Raw genomic sequence first — 22,244 nt, forward strand, 5'->3', positions numbered from 1 at the left:
GACGGCTGTTATTTTGAGCAGCGCGTTAATCAATAAACCGGTCACAGGCGGGTGGATTATGACGAACCTGGTAGAAGTAGAAGACTTCACGCGACACAGTGAAGAGAGACGAACCAGCGCGTTCCAGCATGAGGTTAAATCCTGGCTGGAACGCCATCCTGAAACGCAGTATGTCGATATTCTCCTTAACGATCTCAACGGTGTTTTTCGCGGCAAACGGATTCCTCTCTCAGCCCTTACCCGGTTGGAAAAAGGCTGCTATTTCCCCGCTTCCGTGTTTGCGATGGACATCCTCGGCAACACGGTCGAAGAGGCTGGCCTGGGTCAGTCGCTGGGCGAACCCGACAACATCTGCATTCCTGTTCCCGGCACGTTAAGCCCCTCCGCCGCAGATCCACAACGTATCGCCCAACTGCTGCTGACCATGCGCAACCAAGATGGCACTCCCTTTGACGTTGAACCCCGAAATGTCCTTGAGCGGCTATGGCAACAGCTATGCCAGCGCGGCCTGTTTCCGGTGGTAGCGGTAGAGCTGGAGTTCTATCTGGTTGATAAACAACGTGATGCCGAAGGCTACATACAGCCTCCCTGTGCGCCCGGCAGTGATGAGCGCAACATGCAGAGCCAGGTTTACTCGCTGGATAATCTCGATCACTTTGCCGATGTGCTGAATGAAATCGATGCGCTGGCACGCCAGCAGGGCATTCCTGCCGCGGGCGCACTTGCGGAAGCCTCGCCGGGCCAGTTTGAAATTAACCTGCATCACACCCGTGATGTGCTGATGGCCTGTGACCATGCGGTATTACTGAAAAGGCTGGTGCGCCAGGTGGCCGAGAAACACGGCATGACCGCCACGTTTATGGCTAAACCCTATGAAGAGTATGCGGGCAGCGGCATGCATGTGCACGTCAGCGTGGTGGATGGGGCAGGTTATAACGCCTTTGTCGCCGAAGAGGGCAACGACTCGGCCCTGATGAAACGGATGGTGGCGGGCATGTTAGATTTGCTGCCTGCTTCCATGGCGTTGCTGGCCCCTAATGTGAATGCTTATCGCCGCTTTGTGCCGGAAGCCTATGTGCCGTTGCAGGCCAGTTGGGGCCATAACAACCGGACCGTAGCGCTGCGCGTTCCCTGTGGCGATGAGGAGAGTCGACGGATCGAATACCGGGTGGCGGGTGCAGATGCCAACCCCTACCTGGTGGTGGCGACGGTGCTGGCGGGAATGCTGCATGGCCTCGATGTTCAGCTTCCTTTACCTAATCCGGTGACGGGCAATGGTCATGAAGCCGAAGGGATCCCCTTGCCAGTGCGTCAAAGCGATGCGCTGTATGAGTTTGAGAACAGCTATCCGCTACAGTTGCTGTTAGGGGAACGCTTTAGCGCCGTCTGGTATGCCTGTAAAAGCCATGAGTTACAGCAATTTGAGCGCTTGATCACAGCCACAGAAATTGACTGGATGCTGAAAAACGCCTGACATAAATTGAGGCTTGCCCTCAGCGAAACACCAGGGCAAAATACCCGGCCTGTAAAAAGAGACATAACCGACGCTAATGACGTCGGTTATTTTTTTGCATGTATTTTGTCCGAATTGAATGAGGCCGGTACTTAAACCGGGTAGATAATCACCACAACCACGCTCAGGGCGTGCATTGAGGATTTTAAAGATGGGAATGCATTCGCATATGCTTACTTACGTAAGCAGTCGCTTTCGTGATGACTACGGCGCCCTGCAGGGAGGTCTGATCCATGTCGCATAACACCACCCCAGCACCACAGCGTGCACAACTGAAGAAGACTTTGACGCTTCTGCCCGTCGTAATGATTGGTCTGGCTTACATGCAGCCGATGACCCTGTTTGATACCTTCGGTATCGTAACAAATCTTACTGCCGGTCACGTCGCAACGGCCTATGCCTTTGCCTTGATTGCTATCCTGTTTACTGCCGTGAGTTACGGTCAGCTGGTACGCCGCTTCCCATCTGCGGGCTCCGCTTACACCTATGCTCAAAAGGCCATCAGTCCGCATCTTGGCTTTATGGTAGGTTGGTCATCACTGCTGGACTATCTGTTCATGCCGATGATCAACATCCTGCTGGCTAAAAGTTACTTTGAAACGCTTATCCCCGGTGTCCCATCGTGGATATTCGTGGTGCTGCTGGTTGGTTTTATGACCCTGTCGAACCTGAAAGGGATCAAAACCGTAGCGAACTTCAACAGTGTGATTGTATGGCTGCAGGTTGTGGTCATGGCAGGGATCACCGGTATGGTGATTTATGGCGTTGCCCACGGTGTTGGCGACGGCACGCTGTTGAGTTCAAAACCGTTCTGGTCTGATGATGCGCATGTGGTGCCGATGATTACCGGTGCGACTATCCTGTGCTTCTCCTTCCTTGGTTTTGACGGTATCAGTTCGCTGTCAGAAGAGACCAAAGACGCCGAGCGTACCATTCCACGCGCCATTTTCCTGACCGCGTTGATTGGTGGGGTGATCTTTATTGCCGTGTCTTACTTCCTGCAACTCTATTTCCCGGACGTGGCGCGTTTCCATGACCCGGACTCTTCACAGCCTGAAATCATGCTGTTTGTTGCCGGTCGTGCGTTGCAGTTTGGCATTCTGATCTTCTCTGTGGTGACAGTTCTGGCCTCAGGTATGGCGGCACACGCTGGCGTTTCACGCCTGATGTACGTCATGGGCCGTGACGGCGTATTCCCGGAGCGTTTCTTCGGTTATATCAGCCCGAAATGGCACACGCCTTCCCTGAACGTGCTGCTGGTGGGTGCGATTGCGCTGTTAGCGATCAACTTCGACCTGGTCACTGCCACGGCGCTGTGTAACTTCGGTGCGCTGGTCGCGTTTACCTTTGTAAACGTCTCCGTATTTGCGCAGTTCTGGGTGCGTGAAAAACGTCGTAACACCCTGAAGGATCACATCAACTTCCTGCTGTTGCCACTGTGTGGCGTAATCACAGTGGGTGCGTTGTGGGTTAACCTCGAAGAGAGCGCGATGGTGCTGGGCCTGATCTGGGCAGCCGTCGGCATCGTGTACCTGGCAATGGTAACCAAAGTGTTCCGCGAACCGGTTCCGCAGTACAGCGAAGAGATCTGATTCTCTTTTGGCAAAATAAAAACAGCGGCTTATAGCCGCTGTTTTTTTATGGGGTGCAAGGTGTTATGTGGGTAACAAACCCTGACGGGCCAATGGGGTTAAGACACCAGCCCCTGCACATACTGCCACAGCGCTTTAAGCTGCTTCATCTTCTCTGCATCCTGTTCATGCAGGCTCGCTAACGACTCCAGCTCCAGCATAAAGGCCTGAACCCGCTCCGGGGTGAACACCTCACGTCGGTGCTGTAACCAGCGCTGCTGCTCGGCGTCATCCAGCGTGCCGGGGAAGTTGCGCGCGCGATAGCGGAACAGCAAACGCGCAATGCGCCCATCGTTAAAGCTCAGATCCAACGCAGGCAAATTGGCCGAATCGGTTTGGCGAATAATGTTCATGCCTGCGCGGTCAGCGTCACTGAAGAAGCCATCATACAGCTGCGCATCAACGTTCTCTGACGGTGTAAAAGGCTCCGCTTCTGCAAACAGCGTCACCAGCTTCTCGCGCAGCTCCGGGTGGCTACGCAGCACGGCAAGGTTATCCAGACAGTGCTGACGATCAATCCCTAAGCGCGTGGCGTCTTCCGGGCGCAAAGTGTTGGCTGGTGCCAGCACCGGGCATTTATTGATGTGCACCAACTTCACCGGCACCGCGGCCAAATCACCCAGCTCGCTTTTAGCGGTATACAGGCGCTCTCTCAGTTCACTGGCGTTGAGATCAAGCAGCGGGGCCATGTCGCCCGCCAGATCCACCATAATCACGGCGTTCTTGTTCTCTGGATGCCATGCCAGCGGCACAACCCAACTGGTGTTGCCACGAGCGGCACCAAACATACCGGAAACGTGCACCAGCGGTTTCATTTGTGGGATATCGATAAGCGTGATCAGCTTATTTTTATTACGATGGGTGTAGAGGAACTCAAACAGCTTTGGCTGTTTTTCTTTTACCAGCTTCGCCATGGCAATGGTGGCGTGTACGTCTGACATCGCATCGTGCGCGTTTTCATGGGCCACGCCGTTGGCTTTGGTCAGGTGTTCGAGGCGGAAGCTGGGGAAACCGTCATCGTTTTCTGGCCAGACAATCCCTTCCGGGCGCAGCGCGTAGCAGGCACGCATCACATCCAGCAGGTCCCAACGCGAATTGCCGTTCTGCCAGCTCCAGGCGTAAGGATCGAAAAAGTTACGATACAGCAGGTGGCGCGTGACCTCGTCATCAAAACGTACGTTGTTATAGCCGACAATACAGGTCTGCGGCTCGGTAAACAGCCCGTGAATACGCGCTGCAAAATCTGCTTCGTTAACCCCGCGAGCCTGTGCGACCTGTGGCGTGATGCCGGTAATCATCACCGCTTCTGGATGCGGCAGATAGTCGTCCGCCGGACGGCAATAAAACACCTCGGGTTCTGCTACCGAATTAAACGCTAAATCCGTGCGCAGGGCGGCAAACTGTGCCGGACGATCCAGCGCTGGGCTGGTCCCGAAGGTTTCATAATCGTGAAATAAAAAGCTAGGCGAGGGGCTGGCGTTCGGCAAAATAGGGTTCCGCTGTGGCTGAATATCGGCAAAGCGTCATGGTAAACCAAATCGCCTCGGGTCTAAAGCGCTTGCCCGGAAGTTGCGCACTGTCTCCAGCCTGGCGACATAAATTTGCGCAGTCACACTTTTTTTCAATTTATCTAACCTATTCAGCGCAATATGCCGTAAAAAGTGCGGTTGTTTAGCCCGTTTAATGAGGATGAAGTGTTGAAAAGGCGTCTGTTAATTACTGTTACTGGCATGTTGGTTTGGGCAGCGGCTGCCCATGCGGATGATAACACCATGCCTTTCCCCCTGACGCCACCTGGCATTGATGCCGCTTCGTGGGTATTGATGGATTCGGCCACCGGCCAGGTGTTAACTGCGGGTAGCCCGGATGAGCGCCGCAACCCTGCCAGCCTGACCAAGCTGATGACCGGCTATGTGGTCGACCGCGCGGTGGATCAACACAAAATTTCCCTGAACGATGTGGTTACGGTGGGTAAAGATGCCTGGGCGGCCGGTAATCCGGTGTTCAAAGGCTCCTCACTGATGTTTATCAAACCTGGCGATAAGATCACCGTGCGCGATCTGAGCCGTGGCGTGATCATTGATTCCGGTAATGATGCCTGCGTGGCGCTGGCCGACTATGTCGCTGGCAGCCAGCAGAGCTTCGTCACCATGATGAACTACTACGTGCAGAAGCTGGGCCTGCAAAATACCCACTTCGAAACGGTACATGGTCTGGATGCACCGGGTCAGTTCTCCAGTGCTCTGGATATCGCTAAAATCTCACGCGCCATCATCAACGGTGAGCCTGAGTTCTACGCCATGTACAGCGAGAAAACCCTGAGCTGGAACGGCATCAACCAGAACAACCGTAACGGCCTGCTGTGGGATAACAGCCTGCATGTGGATGGTCTGAAAACCGGTCACACCGAAACCGCGGGCTTCAACATTGTGGCCTCGAACGTGGTAGATGGTCAGCGTCTGATTGCGGTAGTGATGGGCGGTAAGAGCTCTAAAGGGCGTGAAGAGCAGGCGCGTAAACTGCTGGTCTGGGGCCAGAGCAACTTTACGACCGTGCAGCTGTTCCACGCCGGGAAGAAAATCGGTAGCGAAAATGTCTGGTACGGCAACCCGCATCAGGTAGATGTGGGTACCGCAGAAGATGAATCTATTACCGTGCCACGCAGTGAAGCGCAGAACATCAAAGCCAAATATGTTCTGTCTGGTAAAGAGCTCGATGCGCCATTGAATGCGGGTCAGGTCATCGGTGAAATCCAGGTGATGGATAAAGATAAGCAGATCGGCAGCTATCCGTTAGTCGCGCTGAATCCGGTGGATAAAGCCGGCATTGTGACGCGCCTGATTGACTACGTGAAACAAAAAATCTAATGCGTGGGGCGGCTGGTGAAGACCACTGGCCGCCACTTGCAAACAGATTGTTATCTGAACGTTTCCCCGCTGTTTTAAAGGCGTTTCACGCTTGCTCAATAGTGACATGCTGACAAAATAAACGCCTTTTTTCTCGTTTCTACGGTTATTTCTCAGAGAGGCAACCGCTACACTAGCGGCTCGGCTTTTATTCACGGAACACCGTTTTGCGTCCCGACAAACCCATTTCAAAACTCGAATTCTGGTTTTATCGTCACTATCGCAGCGTGCATGGCGTGCGTATTGCCATCGCGTTTGTGCTGTCGTTTCTGTTTGTCCGGATCACGGACATCCCCGAAGGCACCTGGCCGCTGATTACCCTGGTGGTGGTGATGGGGCCGATCTCGACCTGGGGTAACGTTTTCCCACGTGCGGTACAGCGTATTGGCGGCACCATTGCCGGTTCCATTTCGGGTCTGATTGCCCTGAAGTTAGAGTTAATCTCCCTGCCGGTTATGCTGGTGTGGTGCGCGGTGGTGATGTTTGCCTGTGGCTTCCTGACCCTGGGTAAACACCCCTACATGGCGCTGCTGATCGGCATTACGCTTAGCGTGGTGGTTGGCTCACCCGCCGGGGATTTCACCATGGCGCTGTGGCGCGGTGGTGACGTGATTCTGGGGTCGCTCATGGCGCTGATGTTCAGCGCCGTGTGGGCGCAGCGGGCTTACACGCACTGGCGTATTCAGCTCAGCGATGCGCTGGGTGAAATGGCGAAAATTTATCACGCCGGTTTCTCCGCCAATCTGGTTGAGAAGCCACGACTCAATAAGCCGTTTCAGAAGCTGCTCTCCAACGTCATTAAAATGCGTGCGCTGCTGGTGCCCTCCAGCAAAGAGACGCGCATTCCGAAGTCGGTGTTTGAGGCGATCCAAACCACGAATCGTAATATGGTGACCACCATTGAACTCCAGGTGAATGCGTGGTGGGCTTCGCGGGAGAGCCACCTGCTGTTACTGAATGCACCGGGGTTACGTCGCTTGCAGCAAACCACCGAAAATACCCTGCGTGCGCTGTCACAGTTGGCCATTCATGGTAAAAGCGAAGAAGTCACCGCCAGCAGCCATGAACTGGCGGTATTAAGCGCCGAACTCAAAGCCCTGATTGCCGAAGCAGGCAGCGACAAACTGCAAGAAACGCCGATTCACGGCTATTTATGGCTCAGCCTGGAGCTGGCTAAGCAGCTGGAGCGCATCACCGACTTAATGAAACTGGCGCTGCGCAAATAACGCTCAAAGACAATCACTTAATGCGAAGATTGATTTGTTTGCGCTAAGATAAGGCCCAGTCCGATTTACGCTGTTAACATGGCTTTGCGGTGTTGGTGCCGCTAAGCTGTACGTGACGACTTGCTGCCTGTGCAACAGGCATAGAAAAAGGTGCCCCAATGGATAATGCCAAACAATCATTTCAGGACGTGCTGGAGTTTGTGCGGATGTTTCGCCGTAAAAACAAGCTGCAGCGTGAAATTGTCGATAACGAGAAGAAAGTGCGCGATAACCAAAAGCGCGTACTGCTGCTGGACAACCTCAGCGAATACCTCAAGCCTGGCATGAGCATTGAAGCGGTACAGGAAATTATCGCCAGCATGCGCGCAGACTATGAAGATCGCGTTGATGAATACATCATCAAAAATGCCGATCTGTCAAAAGAGCGCCGTGAGCTGTCGAAAAAACTCAAAGCCATGGGTGAACCTAAGCCTGAGTAAGCTTCCCACGACAGCGGGGCAACCCGCTGTCAGTTCACCGGCCTGCCGGTGGTCTCGCGAATGATCAATGTCGCCTTCAATGCTTCTTCCGTCTGCTTTTCCCCCTGCAATTGCGCCACTATCCGCGTGACGCTCACCGCGCCGAGTTGCTGTAAATCCTGCCGAACGGTGGTTAACGCCGGTTGATACCACGCACTTTCCGCGGTGTCGTCGTAGCCGATCAGTGACATCTGTTGTGGAATGGCAATGCCACGCTGATGCAGCGCGCGCATCGCGCCCAGCGCCATCTGATCGTTCGCCACCAGAAGCGCCTGCGGCAACAGGGGTTGCGTAGCGATCGCGGTATAGCCAGATGCGGCACTCCAGTCACCTTGCAGCACACACTCCGCGAGCAATTCATGCTGAGCTAACGCCTGTTGCCAGGCGGCAAATCGTGCCTGGGCGGCAACGGAATCCGCAGGGCCGTTGAGAATGCCTATGCGCTGGTGCCCTAACGCCACCAGATGGTCAACGGCCAACTGCGCGCCAACGTGGGCGGGGTAGAGGCACTTAGCGACCTCGGCTTGCTCCTCGGTATCCAGAAACAACACCGGTTTCTCCCCACAGCGCTGTTGCAGCGTTTCCGCTTCGCCTGCGGACAGCGGCAGGTTGATCAGTAACCCGTCTACGCGCTGGGCTAACAGTTCACTCACCGTATCGGCGGCCGTTCCCCGGTTGCCCATAGCAATCACCAGCCGGTAACCGGCGACAGCGGCACTGTGCTGAATGGCGGAGGCAATCTGAGCGGGTGCCAGCAAAGCTAAATCACTGGTCGCCAGCCCCAGGGTGCGGCTCTGCTTGCCCGCTAACTGCTGCGCAACGCGATTAGGAATGTAATTAAGCTGCTGCATCGCCGCCGCCACTTTGTCACGCGTGGCATCAGCCACCTGATGAGGTGTATTCAGCACCCGGGAAACGGTTTGATAGGAGACGCCCGCAAGGCGAGCTACATCATTCAGGGTGGCACTGCGTGCTGTCATTATCGTCTCCGGGATTAAGAGGAGAGGAGTGTAACAGTCGCAGCGCAAAGCGGGAACAGCCGCACCTTTATGGGGCGCGGCTCAGGTGTGCTATTAGCCCTGCTGGTAAACCTGGAGATTCACATACACCGCATTCAACAGCGGCGTACTCAGGCCATTGCGGCGGGCGCGATGCAGCAGATCGCCAATGATCTGATCGGCTTCAATGCGATAGCCCTGGGTTAAATCACGATACATAGAGGAGGTCATTGCGGTCTCGGGATTGTTCAGCCATTGGTAAATCCCGGCAGTGACCGCGGGACGCGGACGATAGCCATCAGCCGTAATGACACTCAATATTTCACTGAACAACGCCTGTAACAAGGCTTCACCTCCCTCAGATCGCAGCACCTGCTGGGTATTGCCGCGCGCCAGACAGGTAACGGCTCCGAGTGTGCTCAGCAACAGCCATTTTTCCCACAGCTCAGTGATAATATCGGCGCTGGGGAACAGATCGAACTGCGGCGTGCGCAAAGCCTCTTCAACCTGTGCCAGACGCGGATCGTCGCGGTTATCCAGCGTGCCGAAGTAAAGCTGATGCAGGCGAGAAAGTTGGATAATTTCACCCTGATCACCCAGCGTGGCATGAATTTTACACATACCTCCCAGCACCCGATGATCGCCAAAACGCGCGCGCAGCAGATCCAGATGCCGCATGCCGTTCAGCAGCGGCAAGATCAATGTCTCTTCACCCACCGCAGGGACGATATCTTGCAGTGCTTGTTCCAGTGCAAAACTTTTCACACTCAGGATGATCAGATCAAACGACGTGGTCAGCTCTGCGGCTTGCAGCCACTGCGGGCGCAGGATCTCCGTGCTTTCCGGGGTTTGCAGTACCAGACCAAACTGTTGCAGCTGCTGATGGCGGCGCTCACGCACCAGGAAAGTGACATCCCGCCCGGCCTGTGCCAGACGCGCGCCAAAATAGCCTCCGGTTGCTCCGGCTCCTACAATTAAAATGCGCATAGTTTCCCTGTCTTTGTGGTGTCTGAAGCTTAACACCTTAAGGTTTTGTGCTGCGGGATGCCAGCATTGCGGGTGCTGATTTACCTCAGTTTTTTCGGCAAAAAAAGGATTTTTCTCGTCCGATATTATTCATTATTACGCTAACCATAGTTTTAATAGAGCTAACCAAAGTGAATATCTGAATTCAGCACAACCATTGCCACTATTGTCGGTTTACATCCGGGAGGGGGAATTTTAATAATCAGCGCAACAGAGTTAGCCGGATAAAATAATGGCCTCATTGATTCAGGTAGCGCGCGAGACGGATGCAGAGGAAGTCTTTGATTTATTACAACGCGCTTATGCCGCAGTAAAAGAGTTTGATATTCGGTTTACCATTCTGCAAGGCACGGTAGAAAAAGTGCGTGCAGTGATTGCCACAGAAACCGTACTGCTGTTGAGAAGAGAAGGGCGGGCTGTCGCCACGGTAACCATTAGAATGCCGTGGGAGCAGGATGACAACGCACCGGTTCATCTGCCCTTTATTCACTGGTTCGCGGTAGATCCTGATTTTAAACGTCAGGGTTATGGCACGGAAATATTAACCTGGGCAGAACAGCATTTGCTGGCCGATACGCTGAAAGCCCCTGCGGTTTATTTAGCGACGGCCATTCGTCATCCCTGGTTGAGCAATATTTATCAAAACCGGGGTTATCAACCCTTTTTCTGGCGTACCAATCCTCTGGGGGAAGAGATGGTATTTCTGCGCAAATCATTAAGCGTGAGCGCAGCCATACCGGAACGTACGTAGTCATTCCGAACTATAACAACTCAACATAACAACGAAGGATTTTATGAAACTGAGCCTGCTCGCTTTGACGCTGGGAATTGCCAGCCTGTCTGCTATTGCCGCTAACACCAGCGCCGCCGAACAACCTAAATCAGGTGGCGATCTCACCTGGGGGGTTGAAACCGAACCCGCTACCCTGAACCCACAGCTCAACGGCCAGGATAAAGTGGAGCTGCTGCTACGTAACTCGTGGGAATCGTTGTTAGCCCGCACGCCGGATGGCGGTTATGTGCCGTGGTTAGCCCAGAGTTACAGCGTCAGTGACGACGGGAAAACCTACCGCTTCAATCTTCGCCACGATGTCACGTTCTCTGATGGTGAAAAATTCAATGCGGCTGCGGTAGCGGAAAACTTCCGTCACACCCAGGATGCCGCCTACTGCGCAGGTTCAACGCTGTGCGCCAAAGGTGCGCTGATCGACACTATCAGCACCCCGGATGACTACACCGTGGTGGTCACGCTGAAGCAGGTTTACAGTCCGTTCCTGGCCTTCTCTTCAGGGCTGGCGCTGCTGTCACCGAAAAGCTGGCAATCAACCCAGCTCAAATCCGGCGGTAAAGAACTGGCCGGTACCGGACCCTTTATTCTGCAAAGCTACGAAAAGGGCCAGCAGATCACCTTCGTGAAAAATCCGCACTACAACTGGGCACCGGCAACGGCACATCACCAGGGCCCGGCCTGGCTGGATCGCGTGACTTACCGCTTCCTGCCAGAGTCTTCGGTACGTACCGGCGCGCTGCTTTCCGGTCAGGTGGATGTGATTGAAGGGATTTCCGGCAACGATGCCGGTGAATTCAAGGATAACAAAGACTTCAGCTATCAACATGCCCTTAACACCGGGACGCCGTACTCGCTGTTCCTGAATGTGGAATACGGTCCGACCCAGGATGTCAAAGTGCGCCAGGCGCTGCTACAGGGGCTCGACATTGCGCCGATCCTGCAATCGGTGTATCGCGGCGAACGTACCCGCGTCTGGGGCATTACCTCGCCTATCGATCCTCTGTATGACAAAGCCATTGAAGGGAAATATGGCAACAACCCGCAGTTGGGGAATCAGTTACTGGATGAGGCAGGCTGGAAAACCCGTGATGCGCAAGGCTATCGCATCAAGGACGGCCAACGCCTGAGTATTGAAGTGATTCAGGCTCAGGCCACGGTACGCGACCAGCGTGACGTGTTGTTGCAGGCCATTCAGGCGCAGGCCCGTCAGCGTCTGGGCGTGGATATCAAACTGCGCTATGTGGATTCCGGCACCTATGCGGATGTACGCAACAGCGGGAAATTTGGCGCGATTGCCAACTCCAACACCCCGCCGGATGGCATCGATATTGAAAACCACTACCGTCCTGTGAAGGCCGGTGGACCGATCAACTATAGCCGTATTAATGACGCCAAAATCAATCACTGGCTCGATCAGGCCGCCAGTACGCTGGATACCACTCAGCGCCGTGGCTTCTATGGTGAGCTGCAGAACTATGCGCTGTTGCAGCAAGCGGTGGCGATCCCCCTGTATGAGCCGGAAGACCAGGTCGCCGCAGCCAGCTATGTGCACGGCATCCAGTTCCGTAGCTTCAAGCAGATGCCAGAAAACCCGTATGACATCTGGTTAAGCGCCCACTAACGGGAGAGTAAGTCATGAGTGTAGACAGCATTGTAAACCCATCGACCCCGGCGCGCCCGGGGCCCTCACCGCGCCTGAAACTGGCGCGTCGTGTGGGTTTGCGCCTGCTAGGGGGCGTGGCGGTACTTTGGGCTGCGGTATCGGTGGCATTTGCCGCCGTCTACCTGGCACCGGGGGATATCGTCAGCCTGTTGATTGGCGAGCAGGTGCGCACGCCGGAGATCGAAGCCGCGATTCGCGCAGAGTGGGGGCTGGATAAACCCCTGTGGTGGCAATACCTGTCTTATCTCTGGCGGTTACTGCATGGCGACATGGGGCGTTCTTACATGCTCAATACCGATGTCAGCCACCTGTTGATGTCGCAAATCTGGCCCACCCTGAAGTTGACGCTGGCGGCGTTGGTGGTGAGCGTGGTGTTCGCCGTACTGATCTCGGCGTTTACAGCCCATCGCCGCTGGGGGCGACGCATCGCTGCCACCCTGGAACTGCTGCTGGCTTCTACGCCTTCGTTCTGGATGGGGATTGTTCTGCTGTTTATCTTCAGCTTTACCCTGCGCTGGTTCCCGGTTGCCGGGGATCGCCAGTTTTCCGCACTGGTGCTGCCTGCGCTCTCGCTGGGACTGGCGCAGGGGGCGGTGCTGGCGCAGGTGCTGCGACGCGAAATGGAACTGGCGCTGGATGCACCGTTTGCCCTAACGCTGCGCGCCTGGGGCGTCACCGAGTGGCGCATTCGCCTGCGTCATGCTCTGCGCCATGCGGCGTTGCCGGTAGTCACACTCACCGGCTGGTTAACCGGCGGTTTACTCAGCGGTGCGGTCATTACGGAGCAGGTCTTTGGGCGTCCGGGCTTAGGTCGCCTGACGGTGGATGCGGTGCTGGCAAAAGATCTGCCGGTGGTACTGGCCGTGGCCATTGTTTCGGCGCTGATTTATGTGGTGATGAGTACGCTGACCGACATTCTCAGCTTGCTGATCGATCCGCGTTTACGTCTGCGTGAGGGGAAATCATGAGTGCAGTAAGCCTGCGGCGCATTGCCGTTCCGCCAACCGGTTTATGGCTGGCGTTGTTATTTTTACTCATCATCGCGCTGGCGGTGATCGTGCCTGGCTGGTTAACTCATGCCGATCCGCTGCTTGCCGATCCCGTCAATGCACAGCTGCCGTCCTCGTGGCAGCACTGGTTAGGCACCGATCAGTTAGGGCGAGATGTACTCGCCCGGGTGATCTACGGCAGCCGCTACTCGCTGATGATCAGTACCGCTGCGGTGACGGTCGCGGTGGTGTTCGGCACGCTGCTGGGCTTGCTGGCGGCCCTGGCGGGTGGGGTGATCGATGAAGCGATCAGCCGCACGGTGGATGTGATCTCCGCCTTCCCCGATCTGCTGCTGGCACTGATGCTGATTGCATTTACTGGCCCTGGCACCACCAACCTGATCATTGCCCTTGGCGTGGCTTCGGTGCCGCGCTTTGCGCGCGTCGTGCGTACCCAAACCTACCAGGTGATGACTTCCGGCTATGTGGAACAGGCGCGTACTTTTGGCCTGCAGCCGGTGACGCTGATTGGCCGTCACGTATTGCCCCACGCCATGGCACAAGTGCCGGCATTAGCCACGCTGGGTCTAGGCACGGCGATTATTGGCACGGCGGGCTTAAGTTTTCTCGGTATGGGACCACAGCCGCCCACCGCCGAGTGGGGGCTGATGCTGGCTGAGGGACGCAACTACCTGCGCAACGCGTGGTGGATTGCGGTCTGGCCGGGCGTATTTATTACCCTGACGGTGGTGGCGGTGAATACCGTCGGCCGCTACTGGCAGGCCCACTTTAGCGGGAGAGCAGTATGAGCCGCCCCCTGATCGACATTAAAAATCTGAACATTCGCTTTGGTCCGCACACGGTGGTGAAAAACCTCTCGTTACAGATAGCGCCAGGGGAATCCGTGGCGCTGGTGGGTGAGTCTGGTTCGGGGAAAACCCTGACGGCGCGGAGTCTGCTGGGCCTGTTGCCGCCGGGGGCTGAACTCACCGCTGACCGCTTCGTGATCGCGGGTGAAGAGATGGCGCAGGCGAAAGCCCGTGAATGGCGGGGTCTGCGCGGCAAACGTATTGGCTATGTGTTGCAGGATGCGCTGGTGTCACTGGACCCACTGCGGCGCGTCGGGCAACAGCTGGCGGATGCACAGCAAGGCAGTGGGCAGAAACCGACGCAGGCACGCAGCCTGGCGCTGCTTGAAGCCGCCGGGATCGCCGATGGCGCACAGCGTCTGTCACAGTATCCGCACCAGCTTTCCGGCGGACAGCGGCAGCGTACGTTAATCGCCACGGCACTGGCTGCCTCTCCTGACCTGCTGATTGCCGATGAACCTACCACGGCGCTGGATATGACGGTGCAGCGTCAGATCCTGCAACTGCTGGCAGAGCGACGTGCCGCGGGACAGGCTCTGTTACTGATCAGCCATGATTTGGCCGTGGTGTCTGAACTGGCGGACCGGGTATTAGTGATGCGCGATGGTGAAGTGGTTGAAGAGGGGCCGGGCGAGCAGTTATTGCGTCGGCCACAGCACCCCTGGACACGTCAGCTGCTGCGCGCCGTACCGACGCCGGAAACCCGTGGGCAACGTTTGGCAACCGCCGAACCGGAGCCGCTGCCGCAGCGTCAGATCCAACATGATAAACCGCTGCTGGAGGCCAAAGGTCTGTACAAAGCCTATGGCAGCCGTCAGGTGCTGAATAACGTCAATTTTCGCCTGCACCCCGGTGAAACCCTGGGCGTGGTAGGCGAATCCGGTTCGGGGAAAACCTCGCTGGTGCGGGTGGTGATGGGCTTAACGGAGCCGGACAGCGGTACGCTGCTGCTGGAAGGGCAGCGCTGGAATAATCTCAGTGAGGCGGCACGCAGGCCGCAGCGTGCACGGCTACAGCTGATCGCTCAGGATCCTTTCAGCTCGTTTGATCCGCGCTATACGGTAGAGAAAATCATTGGTGAAAGCCTCGACAGCGTCGGGATCTTCGGCGCAGAACGGCAGCGCCGCGTGCGGCAGCTGTTGGATGAAGTGCAACTCGGTGACCGCTTTTTAACCCGCTATGCCCATCAGCTCTCGGGTGGTCAGCGGCAACGCGTTGCCATCGCCCGCGCCTTTGCGCCACAGCCCGCATTGTTGGTGGCCGATGAGCCGGTCAGCGCGCTGGACGTCTCCGTGCAGGCCCAGGTGCTGGATCTGCTGGCAGAGATGCAGGCCGAGCACGGCACCGCGCTGCTGTTTATTTCCCACGATCTCGGCGTGATCCAGCATTTGGCGGATCGCGTAATGGTGATGCGCAATGGGGAAGTGGTCGAGCAGGGCGAAGTGACGACGTTATTCCGCTCACCACAACATCCGTGGACCCGTCAATTGTTGCAGGCATTGCCACATCTGCCTGCCGCTTCTCATATTCATTTTGCAGGGAGTCAGCTATGAGTCAGCAGTCACGTCAGCTTCGTCTTGGGGCGATTATTCAGGGGCCATCGGGCAATATGTCCGCCTGGCGTCACCCGGATGCGGTAGCCGATGCCAGTATCAACGTCGAATTTGTGCAACAGCTGGCGCGCAAGGCCGAGCAAGGGCGCTTCGACTTTCTGTTTATCGCCGATGGTTTGTACATCACACCGCAGTCGATTCCCCATTTCCTTAACCGCTTTGAGCCGATTACGCTGCTCTCTGCGCTGGCATTGGTGACGCGGCATATCGGGCTGGTCGGCACGCTTTCCACTTCCTACAGCGAGCCTTTTACCGTGGCGCGGCAGTTTGCCAGCCTTGACCACCTCAGTGGCGGGCGCGCCGGGTGGAACGTGGTCACGACGCCACTGGAAGGCACCGCGAAAAACTTCTCCCGGGCGAAGCATACCGAACATGATGAACGCTATCGGGTGGCGAGTGAATATTTGCAGGTGACCAAAGGGCTGTGGGATTCGTGGGAAGCCGATGCCTTCACGCGGGACAAAGCCAGCGGCCAGTACTTTGACCCAACCAAACTGCACACGCTGAACCATAAGGGACACTACTATCAGGTACAGGGGCCGCTGAATGTAGGGCGTACGCCGCAGGGCCGACCGATTGTGTTCCAGGCGGGAGCCTCTGATGCAGGGAAAGCGTTGGCCGCCGAAGCCGCCGATGCCATTTATACCCGCCAGGAGACCCCGGAACAGGCAAAAGCGTTCCGTGACGATGTGCATCAGCGCCTGATTGCCCAGGGCCGCAGTCCGGATGAGCTACTGGTATTCCAGGGCACCAGCGTAATTATTGGTGACAGCGAAGCCGATGCAGAACAGCGCTATCAGGCCACGGCACAGTTGGTGACGCTGGAGAAAGCGCTGGAGTATCTTGGCCGTTACTTTGAGCATCATGATTTCAGCCAGTATGACCCCGATGCGCCGTTCCCCGACATTGGCAACCTCGGCGAAAATAGCTTCCGCAGCACCACCGATGCGATCAAGCACAAAGCGCGCGCGGGCAACCTGACACTGCGCCAGGTGGCGCTGGAGGAAGCAACGCCGCGTCCTTCATTCCTCGGCACCGCCGAGCAGGTGGCGGACGGGCTGGCGCACTGGTTCCTCTCTGGCGCGACCGATGGCTTTATTGTGCGCGGTGGCACGCCAACGGCCTTTGATGATTTTGTCGACCAGGTGATCCCACTGTTGCAGGCGCGTGGGCTCTATCGCCGTGAATATGAGGCAACAACGCTGCGTGAAAACCTCGGGCTGCCACAGCCAGAGAATCAGTTCGCGGCGAAAGCACAGCAGGTGGCATAAAGCGACAGGAGGAAGCTCAATTTGGGAGGCAGCTTAGCCAGAGACAGGCTACTCTAGCGGCATATCACTGTGTAAAGGTGCCTCATTATGAAAAAAATTGGATTCCTCTCTTTCGGCCACTGGACGCCGTCAAATCAGTCCGCCACGCGCTCTGCGCAGGATGTGCTGTTACAGTCCATCGACCTGGCCGTAGCCGCTGAAGAGTTAGGTGCTGACGGGGCTTACTTCCGCGTACACCATTTCGCTCGCCAGCTGAGTTCGCCGTTCCCACTGCTGGCCGCGGTGGGTGCGCGTACCAAAACCATTGAGATTGGCACGGGCGTTATCGACATGCGCTATGAAAACCCGCTCTACATGGCGGAAGATGCGGGTGCCGCTGATTTAATCTCCAACGGCCGACTGCAACTGGGCATCAGCCGGGGTTCACCGGAGCAGGTGATTGATGGCTGGCGTCATTTCGGTTTCTCTCCGCGTGAGGGGGAAAGTGATGCGGACATGGGCCGTCGTCACACTGAAGAGCTGCTGGAAGTGCTGCGTGGAGAAGGGTTTGCTGAGCCTAACCCGCAACCGATGTTCCCGAACCCACCGGGCCTGCTGCGCCTTGAGCCTTTCTCTGCAGGGCTGCGTGAGCGCATCTGGTGGGGTTCCGGTTCGAATGCCACGGCGGAGTGGGCTGCGAAACTGGGTATGAACCTGCAAAGTTCTACCCTGAAAGATGACGAAACCGGCGAACCGTTCCATATCCAGCAGGCGAAGCAGATCCGTCTGTATCGTGAAGCCTGGAAAGCCGCAGGTCATACGCGTGAACCGCGTGTTTCTGTTAGCCGCAGTATCTTTGCGCTGGTGAATCAGATGGACCGGATGTACTTTGGCCGCAGCGGTCAGGAGAGCGATTCCGTGGGTTATCTGGATGCCAACACGCGCGCCATTTTTGGTCGTAGCTATGCGGCTGAACCGGAGAAGCTGATCAAACTGCTGGCGGAAGACGAGGCGATTGCCGAAGCGGATACCCTGTTGCTGACGGTGCCAAACCAGCTGGGTGTGGACTACGCGGCCCACACCATTGATGCCATTCTCAAGTACGTTGCCCCGGAACTGGGCTGGCGCTAAGCGCTAGTCATGAGGGTACTGGCTGAACACCGGTAACTGCTCCATCTGTAGCGTCAGGCGCTGCAGATGGGGATACTGGGTGCTGGCTACCACCCCAGGCAACATGTATTGAATAAACCGCCATACCACGGCACTGGTGATCGCCACCTGATCCACCTTTCGCGTTTCCCACTCGCGCTCGGCAATCAAACCATTCCAGGCTGCACAGGCCGCATGTAACTGCTCTTCAACTCGGTCAATCCACGGCTGGTGGCTCTTCTCTTCCGGGCGTACGCGATGTTCGTAGATGTGCTGTACCGCCTTTTCACCGGCGGCGAGGGCGAAGCCCAGAATCCGCAGATCTTCTGCCAGCGCCTGAGGCTGGGTGGGCAACAGCTGGTGCGCTGCATCCGCCTGCGCTTCAAAATAGCTCAGAATCAGATTCGACTCCATCAACGTAGTGCCATCCGCCAGAGTCAGCGTTGGCGCTTTCACCACCGGATTGACGCGCTGGAACGCCGCGTAATCACTGAACACCGACAGCGGCAGGTTTTCAAAGGCAACGCCGTAATAGTGCAGTGAAATCGCGACGCGACGAACAAAGAGTGAATCCAGCATTCCGTACAGCTTCATAGGCAGTCCTGTAAGTAAAAGTGACGTTATTGCGATGTGCAAACACCATAACCGAGCTATTCCGGGAAGAAAATTGCGGATTTCTCACGGATTATGTAAGTTTTACTGACAATTCATACAGAAGGGCGTTCGATGGCCGATTATCCTCCCGTGGCAGCGCTGCGTAGTTTTGAAGCGGTAGCGCGCTTAGGCAGCGTGACGCAGGCAGCGCAGGAGCTGCACGTCAGCCATTCTGCTATTAGCCAGCACCTGAAATCGCTGGAGTTACAGGTGGGCGTTAAGCTGTTTAACCGGCATGGGCGCGGGTTGTTGATCAACGAAGAGGGCCGGTTGTATGCCCTGCATGTGCGGGATGCACTGCAACGCATTGCCGAGGCGACAAGGCTGGTGCAGGCCCGTCCACGCGTCGCCGAAGTGACGCTGGCGCTGGTGCCCTCTTTTGGCAGCCACTGGCTTATTCCGCGTTTGCCGCGCTTTCGCGCCCGTTGCCCGCACATCACGCTGCGATTAATCGCCGGTTTAACCCTGAACGACCTGCCACAGCAAGGTATTGATGTAGCGATTCGCATGGGGAAAGGGGATTGGGAAGGGGTACAAAGTCAGCTGCTGTTTCGCGATGAGTATGTGGTGGTGGCGGCACCGAACTTTAATGGCGGCGTACTGCCGCACACGCCCCAGGCGATTGTCGACAGTGCGTTGATCTTTTCCATGGAGTCCTGGCAGGCATGGTGTGATAAAGCCGGGATCGCCGCGCCGCCCGCCCGCAGCGGACTGTGCATCAATGACTCGAACTTGTTGCTGGAAGCGGTGCGTTTAGGTCAGGGGATTGCGCTGGAACGGCGCTCGGTGGTGCAGGCGGCGATCCAGCGCGGAGAGTTGGTGCAGTTAAGCCCCGTTAGCGTGGCCTATCCGTGGCCTTACTGGTTAGTGACCACGCCGGATCGTGACAGCGATGCGCGGCGTGAGCTGATCGGCTGGTTGCAGGAGGAGGCCGCCAGTTACCTTCAGCTTACTGAGCCGTGGCAAGCTGGCTCTCACGCTGACGCATAAACAGCAGCAGCACCAGCGCCAGACCGGCGGCAAACAGGATCACCCCGCCCATCAGCATCATGCCTGCGGTGAATGAGTTGGTCATCTCGCGGGCGATGCCCATCATAAACGGCCCGGCAAAGCCGCCAAAGGCCCCAATGGAGTTGATTAAGGCGATGCCACCCGCGGCCGCCTGACCGCGTAAGAAGGTGCCGGGCAGGGTGAAAAAGATAGTTTTGGCGGAAATCGTCCCCACCAGCGCAACCGTGATCCCGATCAGGGCGGGTACCAGGCTGGTGAGATACAGGGAAACCATCAAGGCCGTTGCGGCCAACAGCAGGGCAGCGATCAAATGCACCCCAGCTCGCCCGCCGCGGTCGACCGCTCTGGCCCAGAAGATCAACCCCAGCGTGGAGAAGAAGTAGGGGATCGCGGCCAGCCAGCCGATCAGTCCCAGCTCGATGCCCTGAGATTTCAACATCTGCGGCAGCCAGATGCCGATGCCGTAGGTGCCAGACGTGTAGCTAAAGGTAATGGCGCTCAGAAGCCAGACGCGCGGGTCACGCAGTACGGCGCGGAAGTGGTGGCTTTTGTCGTTATGCCCCGCTTCCGTTGCCAGCATTTTACGGTAGGTGTGTTTCTCGGCATCACTCATCCAGTGAGCATTTTCCGGGCGATCCGCCAGCCAGCGCAGGGTGAACAGCCCCAGCACTATCGCCGGTAATCCTTCAATCACAAACATCCACTGCCAGCCCGCCAGTCCTGCCAGGCCGTGCATTTGCAGCAGGCTGGTGGAGAGCGGGCCACCGACTAAAAACGACACCGGGGTGGCAATGGTGAACCAGGCCAGCACGCGGGTGCGAAACTGGGGCGGAAACCACAGGCTGAGATAGAAAATCACGCCTGGGAAAAACCCCGCCTCGGCAATCCCCAGCAGCAGCCGCAGGGTATAAAAACTCCAGGGGCCGACCACCACCGCCATCAGCGTAGCAACTATCCCCCAGCTGATCATAATGCGGGCCAGCCAGACTCGCGCGCCGTACCGGTACATCGCCAGATTACTGGGCACTTCACACAGGCAGTAGCCAAAGAACATAATCCCCGCGCCAAGACCAAACTGAAAGGCCGTCAGGCCGAGCTGATCGCGCATTTGTAGCGCTGCGTAACCGACGCTGGTGCGGTCGAGATAATTAAAGAAGTAGGCCAGACCGAGCAGCGGAATCAGCCGCCATGCGGCGATACGGCACAGGCGGCGCTCTTCGGGGCTTAGCGCCGGTGGTGACAGATCGTTACGGATTTCAGACGTCATGGGGCACCTCGTCAGGATCGTAGGGATCGCCAATGCCGCTTCTGTGAGCGGCTACGGCGATATCAGGCTTGTGACAGCGTTAACTGTTGCTCCAGCATCGCGAGATCCTGCTCGCCGATCGTCAGTCCATCTCTCTCCGCTGCGGCGGCGCGTTGGTTTTCTCGTTCCCCTGGCATATGGATGGCACTGAAGCCCTCAGCCAGAGGGGAAGCTTTGGCCCGTGCGACCAGTTCATCGGCGCGGGAAACGTAGCTCTCCAGCGGCAGGGCAATATCCGGGCGGAAGGTGATAAAGGCATGGCCGACGTTCTGCGGCTGGCTGAAATTACTGTTTTGATTACGCACCTCGCCGCCGTAGCCGCTGCCAGACATCACACCCGCCAGGAGCTCCATCATCAATCCCAGACCGGAACCTTTGGGCCCAGCCATGGGTAACACCACGCCATCCAGCGCGGCTTGTGCATCGGTAGTGGGCTGGCCTGCGGCATCCAGCGCCCAGTCTTGCGGTATCGCCTCACCGCGTCTGGCAGCACGGCGAATTTTGCCAAATGCCACCACCGAAGTGGCCATATCCAGCATCAGCGGCGTTTTACCGCCTGGGGCCGCAAACGCAAACGGGCTGGTACCAAGGAACGGCGTGCGTCCACCCCACACCGGCATCAGCGGCGGCGCGTTGGTAAACACCATCGCCCCTAATCCTGCGTCGAGCGCCTGCTGTAACCAACTGGCCGCCATCCCAAAGTGATTGCTGTTAGAGGCCAACACCATGCTAATCCCGTATTGCTGGCCGCGTGCTATCGCTTCCTGCATGGCTCTGCGTGCGACGAGATAGCCCATGCCGTTATCACCGTCGAGGTGAGCAGTAGCGCCGTCCCCTGCGCTGAGGCGAAACTGCGGGCGCGCATTCACCACGCCGGAGCGTAAACGCTGGGTATAAACCGGTATCCGACCAATTCCATGTGAAGCCACACCGCGTGCTTCAGCATCGACCAGGCAGTGAGCAACCACGGCAGCATCTTCGCTGGGCAGCCAGGCGGAAAAAATTTGTGTCACGGTTGCGCGGAGCTGGCTGAGGTGAACGGTTTGTTGGGCGGTGCAATCAGGCAAAGTGCTCATCCGGTTCTCCTGGGAACAAGGGGGTATGCGCCTATTGTGTGCAATTTGTTCAATGC

General features: G+C 57.0%; 19 protein-coding genes. 13 read left to right on the forward strand and 6 right to left on the reverse strand.

What is annotated here, in order from left to right; all coding sequences use genetic code 11:
• The first annotated feature begins 58 nt into the window (after window positions 1–58).
• Window positions 59–1,474: a glutamine synthetase family protein gene (locus tag B880_RS0114180; RefSeq protein ID WP_017348092.1), complete on the forward strand. Its 1,416-nt coding sequence runs from the start codon at window positions 59–61 to the stop codon at window positions 1,472–1,474.
• A gap of 272 nt (window positions 1,475–1,746) precedes the next feature.
• On the forward strand, window positions 1,747–3,105 hold the full coding sequence (locus B880_RS0114185; RefSeq protein WP_017348093.1) for an APC family permease: 1,359 nt from the start codon (window positions 1,747–1,749) through the stop codon (window positions 3,103–3,105).
• A gap of 98 nt (window positions 3,106–3,203) precedes the next feature.
• On the opposite strand, the gene sbcB is transcribed toward B880_RS0114185, so the two are convergent.
• A complete protein-coding gene (sbcB, locus tag B880_RS0114190; protein WP_017348094.1) occupies window positions 3,204–4,631 on the reverse strand; it encodes an exodeoxyribonuclease I in 1,428 nt (475 codons plus the stop codon).
• 210 nt (window positions 4,632–4,841) lie between these two features.
• Here sbcB and dacD point away from each other — a divergent pair, with 210 nt between their 5' ends.
• From dacD to tmaR, 3 genes are all read left to right on the forward strand, one after another.
• The gene (gene dacD / locus B880_RS0114195; protein WP_026042655.1) at window positions 4,842–6,011 is read left to right on the forward strand and encodes a serine-type D-Ala-D-Ala carboxypeptidase DacD; all 1,170 of its coding nucleotides are present in this window, start codon (window positions 4,842–4,844) and stop codon (window positions 6,009–6,011) included.
• 206 nt (window positions 6,012–6,217) lie between these two features.
• Window positions 6,218–7,276, forward strand: coding sequence for an FUSC family protein (locus tag B880_RS0114200; RefSeq protein WP_017348096.1), 1,059 nt, complete (start codon window positions 6,218–6,220; stop codon window positions 7,274–7,276).
• Window positions 7,277–7,434: 158 nt separating this feature from the next.
• The gene (gene tmaR, locus B880_RS0114205; protein ID WP_017348097.1) at window positions 7,435–7,755 is read left to right on the forward strand and encodes a PTS system regulator TmaR; all 321 of its coding nucleotides are present in this window, start codon (window positions 7,435–7,437) and stop codon (window positions 7,753–7,755) included.
• Between the two features lie 29 nt (window positions 7,756–7,784).
• On the opposite strand, the gene B880_RS0114210 is transcribed toward tmaR, so the two are convergent.
• Both B880_RS0114210 and B880_RS0114215 read right to left on the reverse strand, forming a co-directional pair.
• Window positions 7,785–8,774, reverse strand: a complete 990-nt coding sequence (locus B880_RS0114210; protein ID WP_017348098.1) for a LacI family DNA-binding transcriptional regulator — start codon at window positions 8,772–8,774, stop codon at window positions 7,785–7,787.
• A 93-nt stretch (window positions 8,775–8,867) separates the two neighbouring features.
• Window positions 8,868–9,779: a ketopantoate reductase family protein gene (locus B880_RS0114215; RefSeq protein WP_017348099.1), complete on the reverse strand. Its 912-nt coding sequence runs from the start codon at window positions 9,777–9,779 to the stop codon at window positions 8,868–8,870.
• Window positions 9,780–10,050: 271 nt separating this feature from the next.
• On the opposite strand from B880_RS0114215, the gene B880_RS0114220 reads away from it, so the two are divergent.
• The 7 genes from B880_RS0114220 (at window position 10,051) to B880_RS0114250 (ending at window position 18,123) form a co-directional block, all read left to right on the forward strand.
• Window positions 10,051–10,569 carry a GNAT family N-acetyltransferase gene (locus B880_RS0114220; protein ID WP_017348100.1) on the forward strand — a complete coding sequence of 173 codons (519 nt, stop codon included), beginning with the start codon at window positions 10,051–10,053 and terminating at the stop codon, window positions 10,567–10,569.
• A 43-nt stretch (window positions 10,570–10,612) separates the two neighbouring features.
• Complete coding sequence (locus tag B880_RS0114225) at window positions 10,613–12,229, forward strand: ABC transporter substrate-binding protein (protein WP_017348101.1); 1,617 nt, start codon at window positions 10,613–10,615, stop codon at window positions 12,227–12,229.
• 14 nt (window positions 12,230–12,243) lie between these two features.
• Window positions 12,244–13,239, forward strand: a complete 996-nt coding sequence (locus B880_RS0114230; RefSeq protein ID WP_017348102.1) for an ABC transporter permease — start codon at window positions 12,244–12,246, stop codon at window positions 13,237–13,239.
• A complete protein-coding gene (locus B880_RS0114235; RefSeq protein ID WP_017348103.1) occupies window positions 13,236–14,069 on the forward strand; it encodes an ABC transporter permease in 834 nt (277 codons plus the stop codon). Before B880_RS0114230 ends, B880_RS0114235 begins: the two co-directional genes overlap by 4 nt.
• Window positions 14,066–15,682 (forward strand): dipeptide ABC transporter ATP-binding protein, encoded by a 1,617-nt coding sequence (locus B880_RS0114240; RefSeq protein WP_017348104.1) that lies wholly within the window; start codon window positions 14,066–14,068, stop codon window positions 15,680–15,682. The genes B880_RS0114235 and B880_RS0114240 overlap by 4 nt, the downstream gene beginning before the upstream one ends.
• Entirely contained in the window at window positions 15,679–17,013 is a 1,335-nt protein-coding gene (locus B880_RS0114245) for an LLM class flavin-dependent oxidoreductase (protein ID WP_017348105.1), read from the forward strand. The genes B880_RS0114240 and B880_RS0114245 overlap by 4 nt, the downstream gene beginning before the upstream one ends.
• 87 nt (window positions 17,014–17,100) lie before the next feature.
• Entirely contained in the window at window positions 17,101–18,123 is a 1,023-nt protein-coding gene (locus tag B880_RS0114250) for an LLM class flavin-dependent oxidoreductase (RefSeq protein ID WP_017348106.1), read from the forward strand.
• Between the two features lie 3 nt (window positions 18,124–18,126).
• Here the strand turns inward: B880_RS0114250 and B880_RS0114255 are convergent, their stop codons facing one another.
• Window positions 18,127–18,735 carry a glutathione S-transferase gene (locus B880_RS0114255; RefSeq protein WP_017348107.1) on the reverse strand — a complete coding sequence of 203 codons (609 nt, stop codon included), beginning with the start codon at window positions 18,733–18,735 and terminating at the stop codon, window positions 18,127–18,129.
• A 132-nt stretch (window positions 18,736–18,867) separates the two neighbouring features.
• On the opposite strand from B880_RS0114255, the gene B880_RS0114260 reads away from it, so the two are divergent.
• The gene (locus B880_RS0114260; RefSeq protein ID WP_017348108.1) at window positions 18,868–19,785 is read left to right on the forward strand and encodes a LysR substrate-binding domain-containing protein; all 918 of its coding nucleotides are present in this window, start codon (window positions 18,868–18,870) and stop codon (window positions 19,783–19,785) included.
• Here B880_RS0114260 and B880_RS0114265 read toward each other — a convergent pair.
• Both B880_RS0114265 and B880_RS0114270 read right to left on the reverse strand, forming a co-directional pair.
• A complete protein-coding gene (locus B880_RS0114265) occupies window positions 19,745–21,073 on the reverse strand; it encodes an MFS transporter (RefSeq protein ID WP_017348109.1) in 1,329 nt (442 codons plus the stop codon). The two genes, B880_RS0114260 and B880_RS0114265, sit on opposite strands and share 41 nt — an antisense overlap.
• Window positions 21,074–21,135: 62 nt before the next feature.
• Window positions 21,136–22,188 (reverse strand): Ldh family oxidoreductase, encoded by a 1,053-nt coding sequence (locus B880_RS0114270; RefSeq protein WP_017348110.1) that lies wholly within the window; start codon window positions 22,186–22,188, stop codon window positions 21,136–21,138.
• Window positions 22,189–22,244 lie beyond the last annotated feature (56 nt).

Source organism: Pantoea sp. A4, from assembly GCF_000295955.2.
In the GTDB taxonomy this organism is placed as follows: Bacteria; Pseudomonadota; Gammaproteobacteria; order Enterobacterales; family Enterobacteriaceae; genus Pantoea; species Pantoea multigeneris.

What these genes read in the sequence shown, in the direction of transcription:
- B880_RS0114235 (WP_017348103.1), top strand. Translation starts at nt 13,236, where the DNA reads ATGAGTGCAGTAAGCCTGCGGCGCATTGCCGTTCCGCCAACCGGTTTA.
- B880_RS0114270 (WP_017348110.1), bottom strand. Translation starts at nt 22,188, where the DNA reads ATGAGCACTTTGCCTGATTGCACCGCCCAACAAACCGTTCACCTCAGC.
- tmaR (WP_017348097.1), top strand. Translation starts at nt 7,435, where the DNA reads ATGGATAATGCCAAACAATCATTTCAGGACGTGCTGGAGTTTGTGCGG.
- B880_RS0114225 (WP_017348101.1), top strand. Translation starts at nt 10,613, where the DNA reads ATGAAACTGAGCCTGCTCGCTTTGACGCTGGGAATTGCCAGCCTGTCT.
- B880_RS0114210 (WP_017348098.1), bottom strand. Translation starts at nt 8,774, where the DNA reads ATGACAGCACGCAGTGCCACCCTGAATGATGTAGCTCGCCTTGCGGGC.
- B880_RS0114260 (WP_017348108.1), top strand. Translation starts at nt 18,868, where the DNA reads ATGGCCGATTATCCTCCCGTGGCAGCGCTGCGTAGTTTTGAAGCGGTA.
- B880_RS0114180 (WP_017348092.1), top strand. Translation starts at nt 59, where the DNA reads ATGACGAACCTGGTAGAAGTAGAAGACTTCACGCGACACAGTGAAGAG.
- B880_RS0114230 (WP_017348102.1), top strand. Translation starts at nt 12,244, where the DNA reads ATGAGTGTAGACAGCATTGTAAACCCATCGACCCCGGCGCGCCCGGGG.
- B880_RS0114245 (WP_017348105.1), top strand. Translation starts at nt 15,679, where the DNA reads ATGAGTCAGCAGTCACGTCAGCTTCGTCTTGGGGCGATTATTCAGGGG.
- B880_RS0114255 (WP_017348107.1), bottom strand. Translation starts at nt 18,735, where the DNA reads ATGAAGCTGTACGGAATGCTGGATTCACTCTTTGTTCGTCGCGTCGCG.
- B880_RS0114185 (WP_017348093.1), top strand. Translation starts at nt 1,747, where the DNA reads ATGTCGCATAACACCACCCCAGCACCACAGCGTGCACAACTGAAGAAG.
- B880_RS0114265 (WP_017348109.1), bottom strand. Translation starts at nt 21,073, where the DNA reads ATGACGTCTGAAATCCGTAACGATCTGTCACCACCGGCGCTAAGCCCC.
- B880_RS0114250 (WP_017348106.1), top strand. Translation starts at nt 17,101, where the DNA reads ATGAAAAAAATTGGATTCCTCTCTTTCGGCCACTGGACGCCGTCAAAT.
- B880_RS0114240 (WP_017348104.1), top strand. Translation starts at nt 14,066, where the DNA reads ATGAGCCGCCCCCTGATCGACATTAAAAATCTGAACATTCGCTTTGGT.
- B880_RS0114215 (WP_017348099.1), bottom strand. Translation starts at nt 9,779, where the DNA reads ATGCGCATTTTAATTGTAGGAGCCGGAGCAACCGGAGGCTATTTTGGC.
- B880_RS0114220 (WP_017348100.1), top strand. Translation starts at nt 10,051, where the DNA reads ATGGCCTCATTGATTCAGGTAGCGCGCGAGACGGATGCAGAGGAAGTC.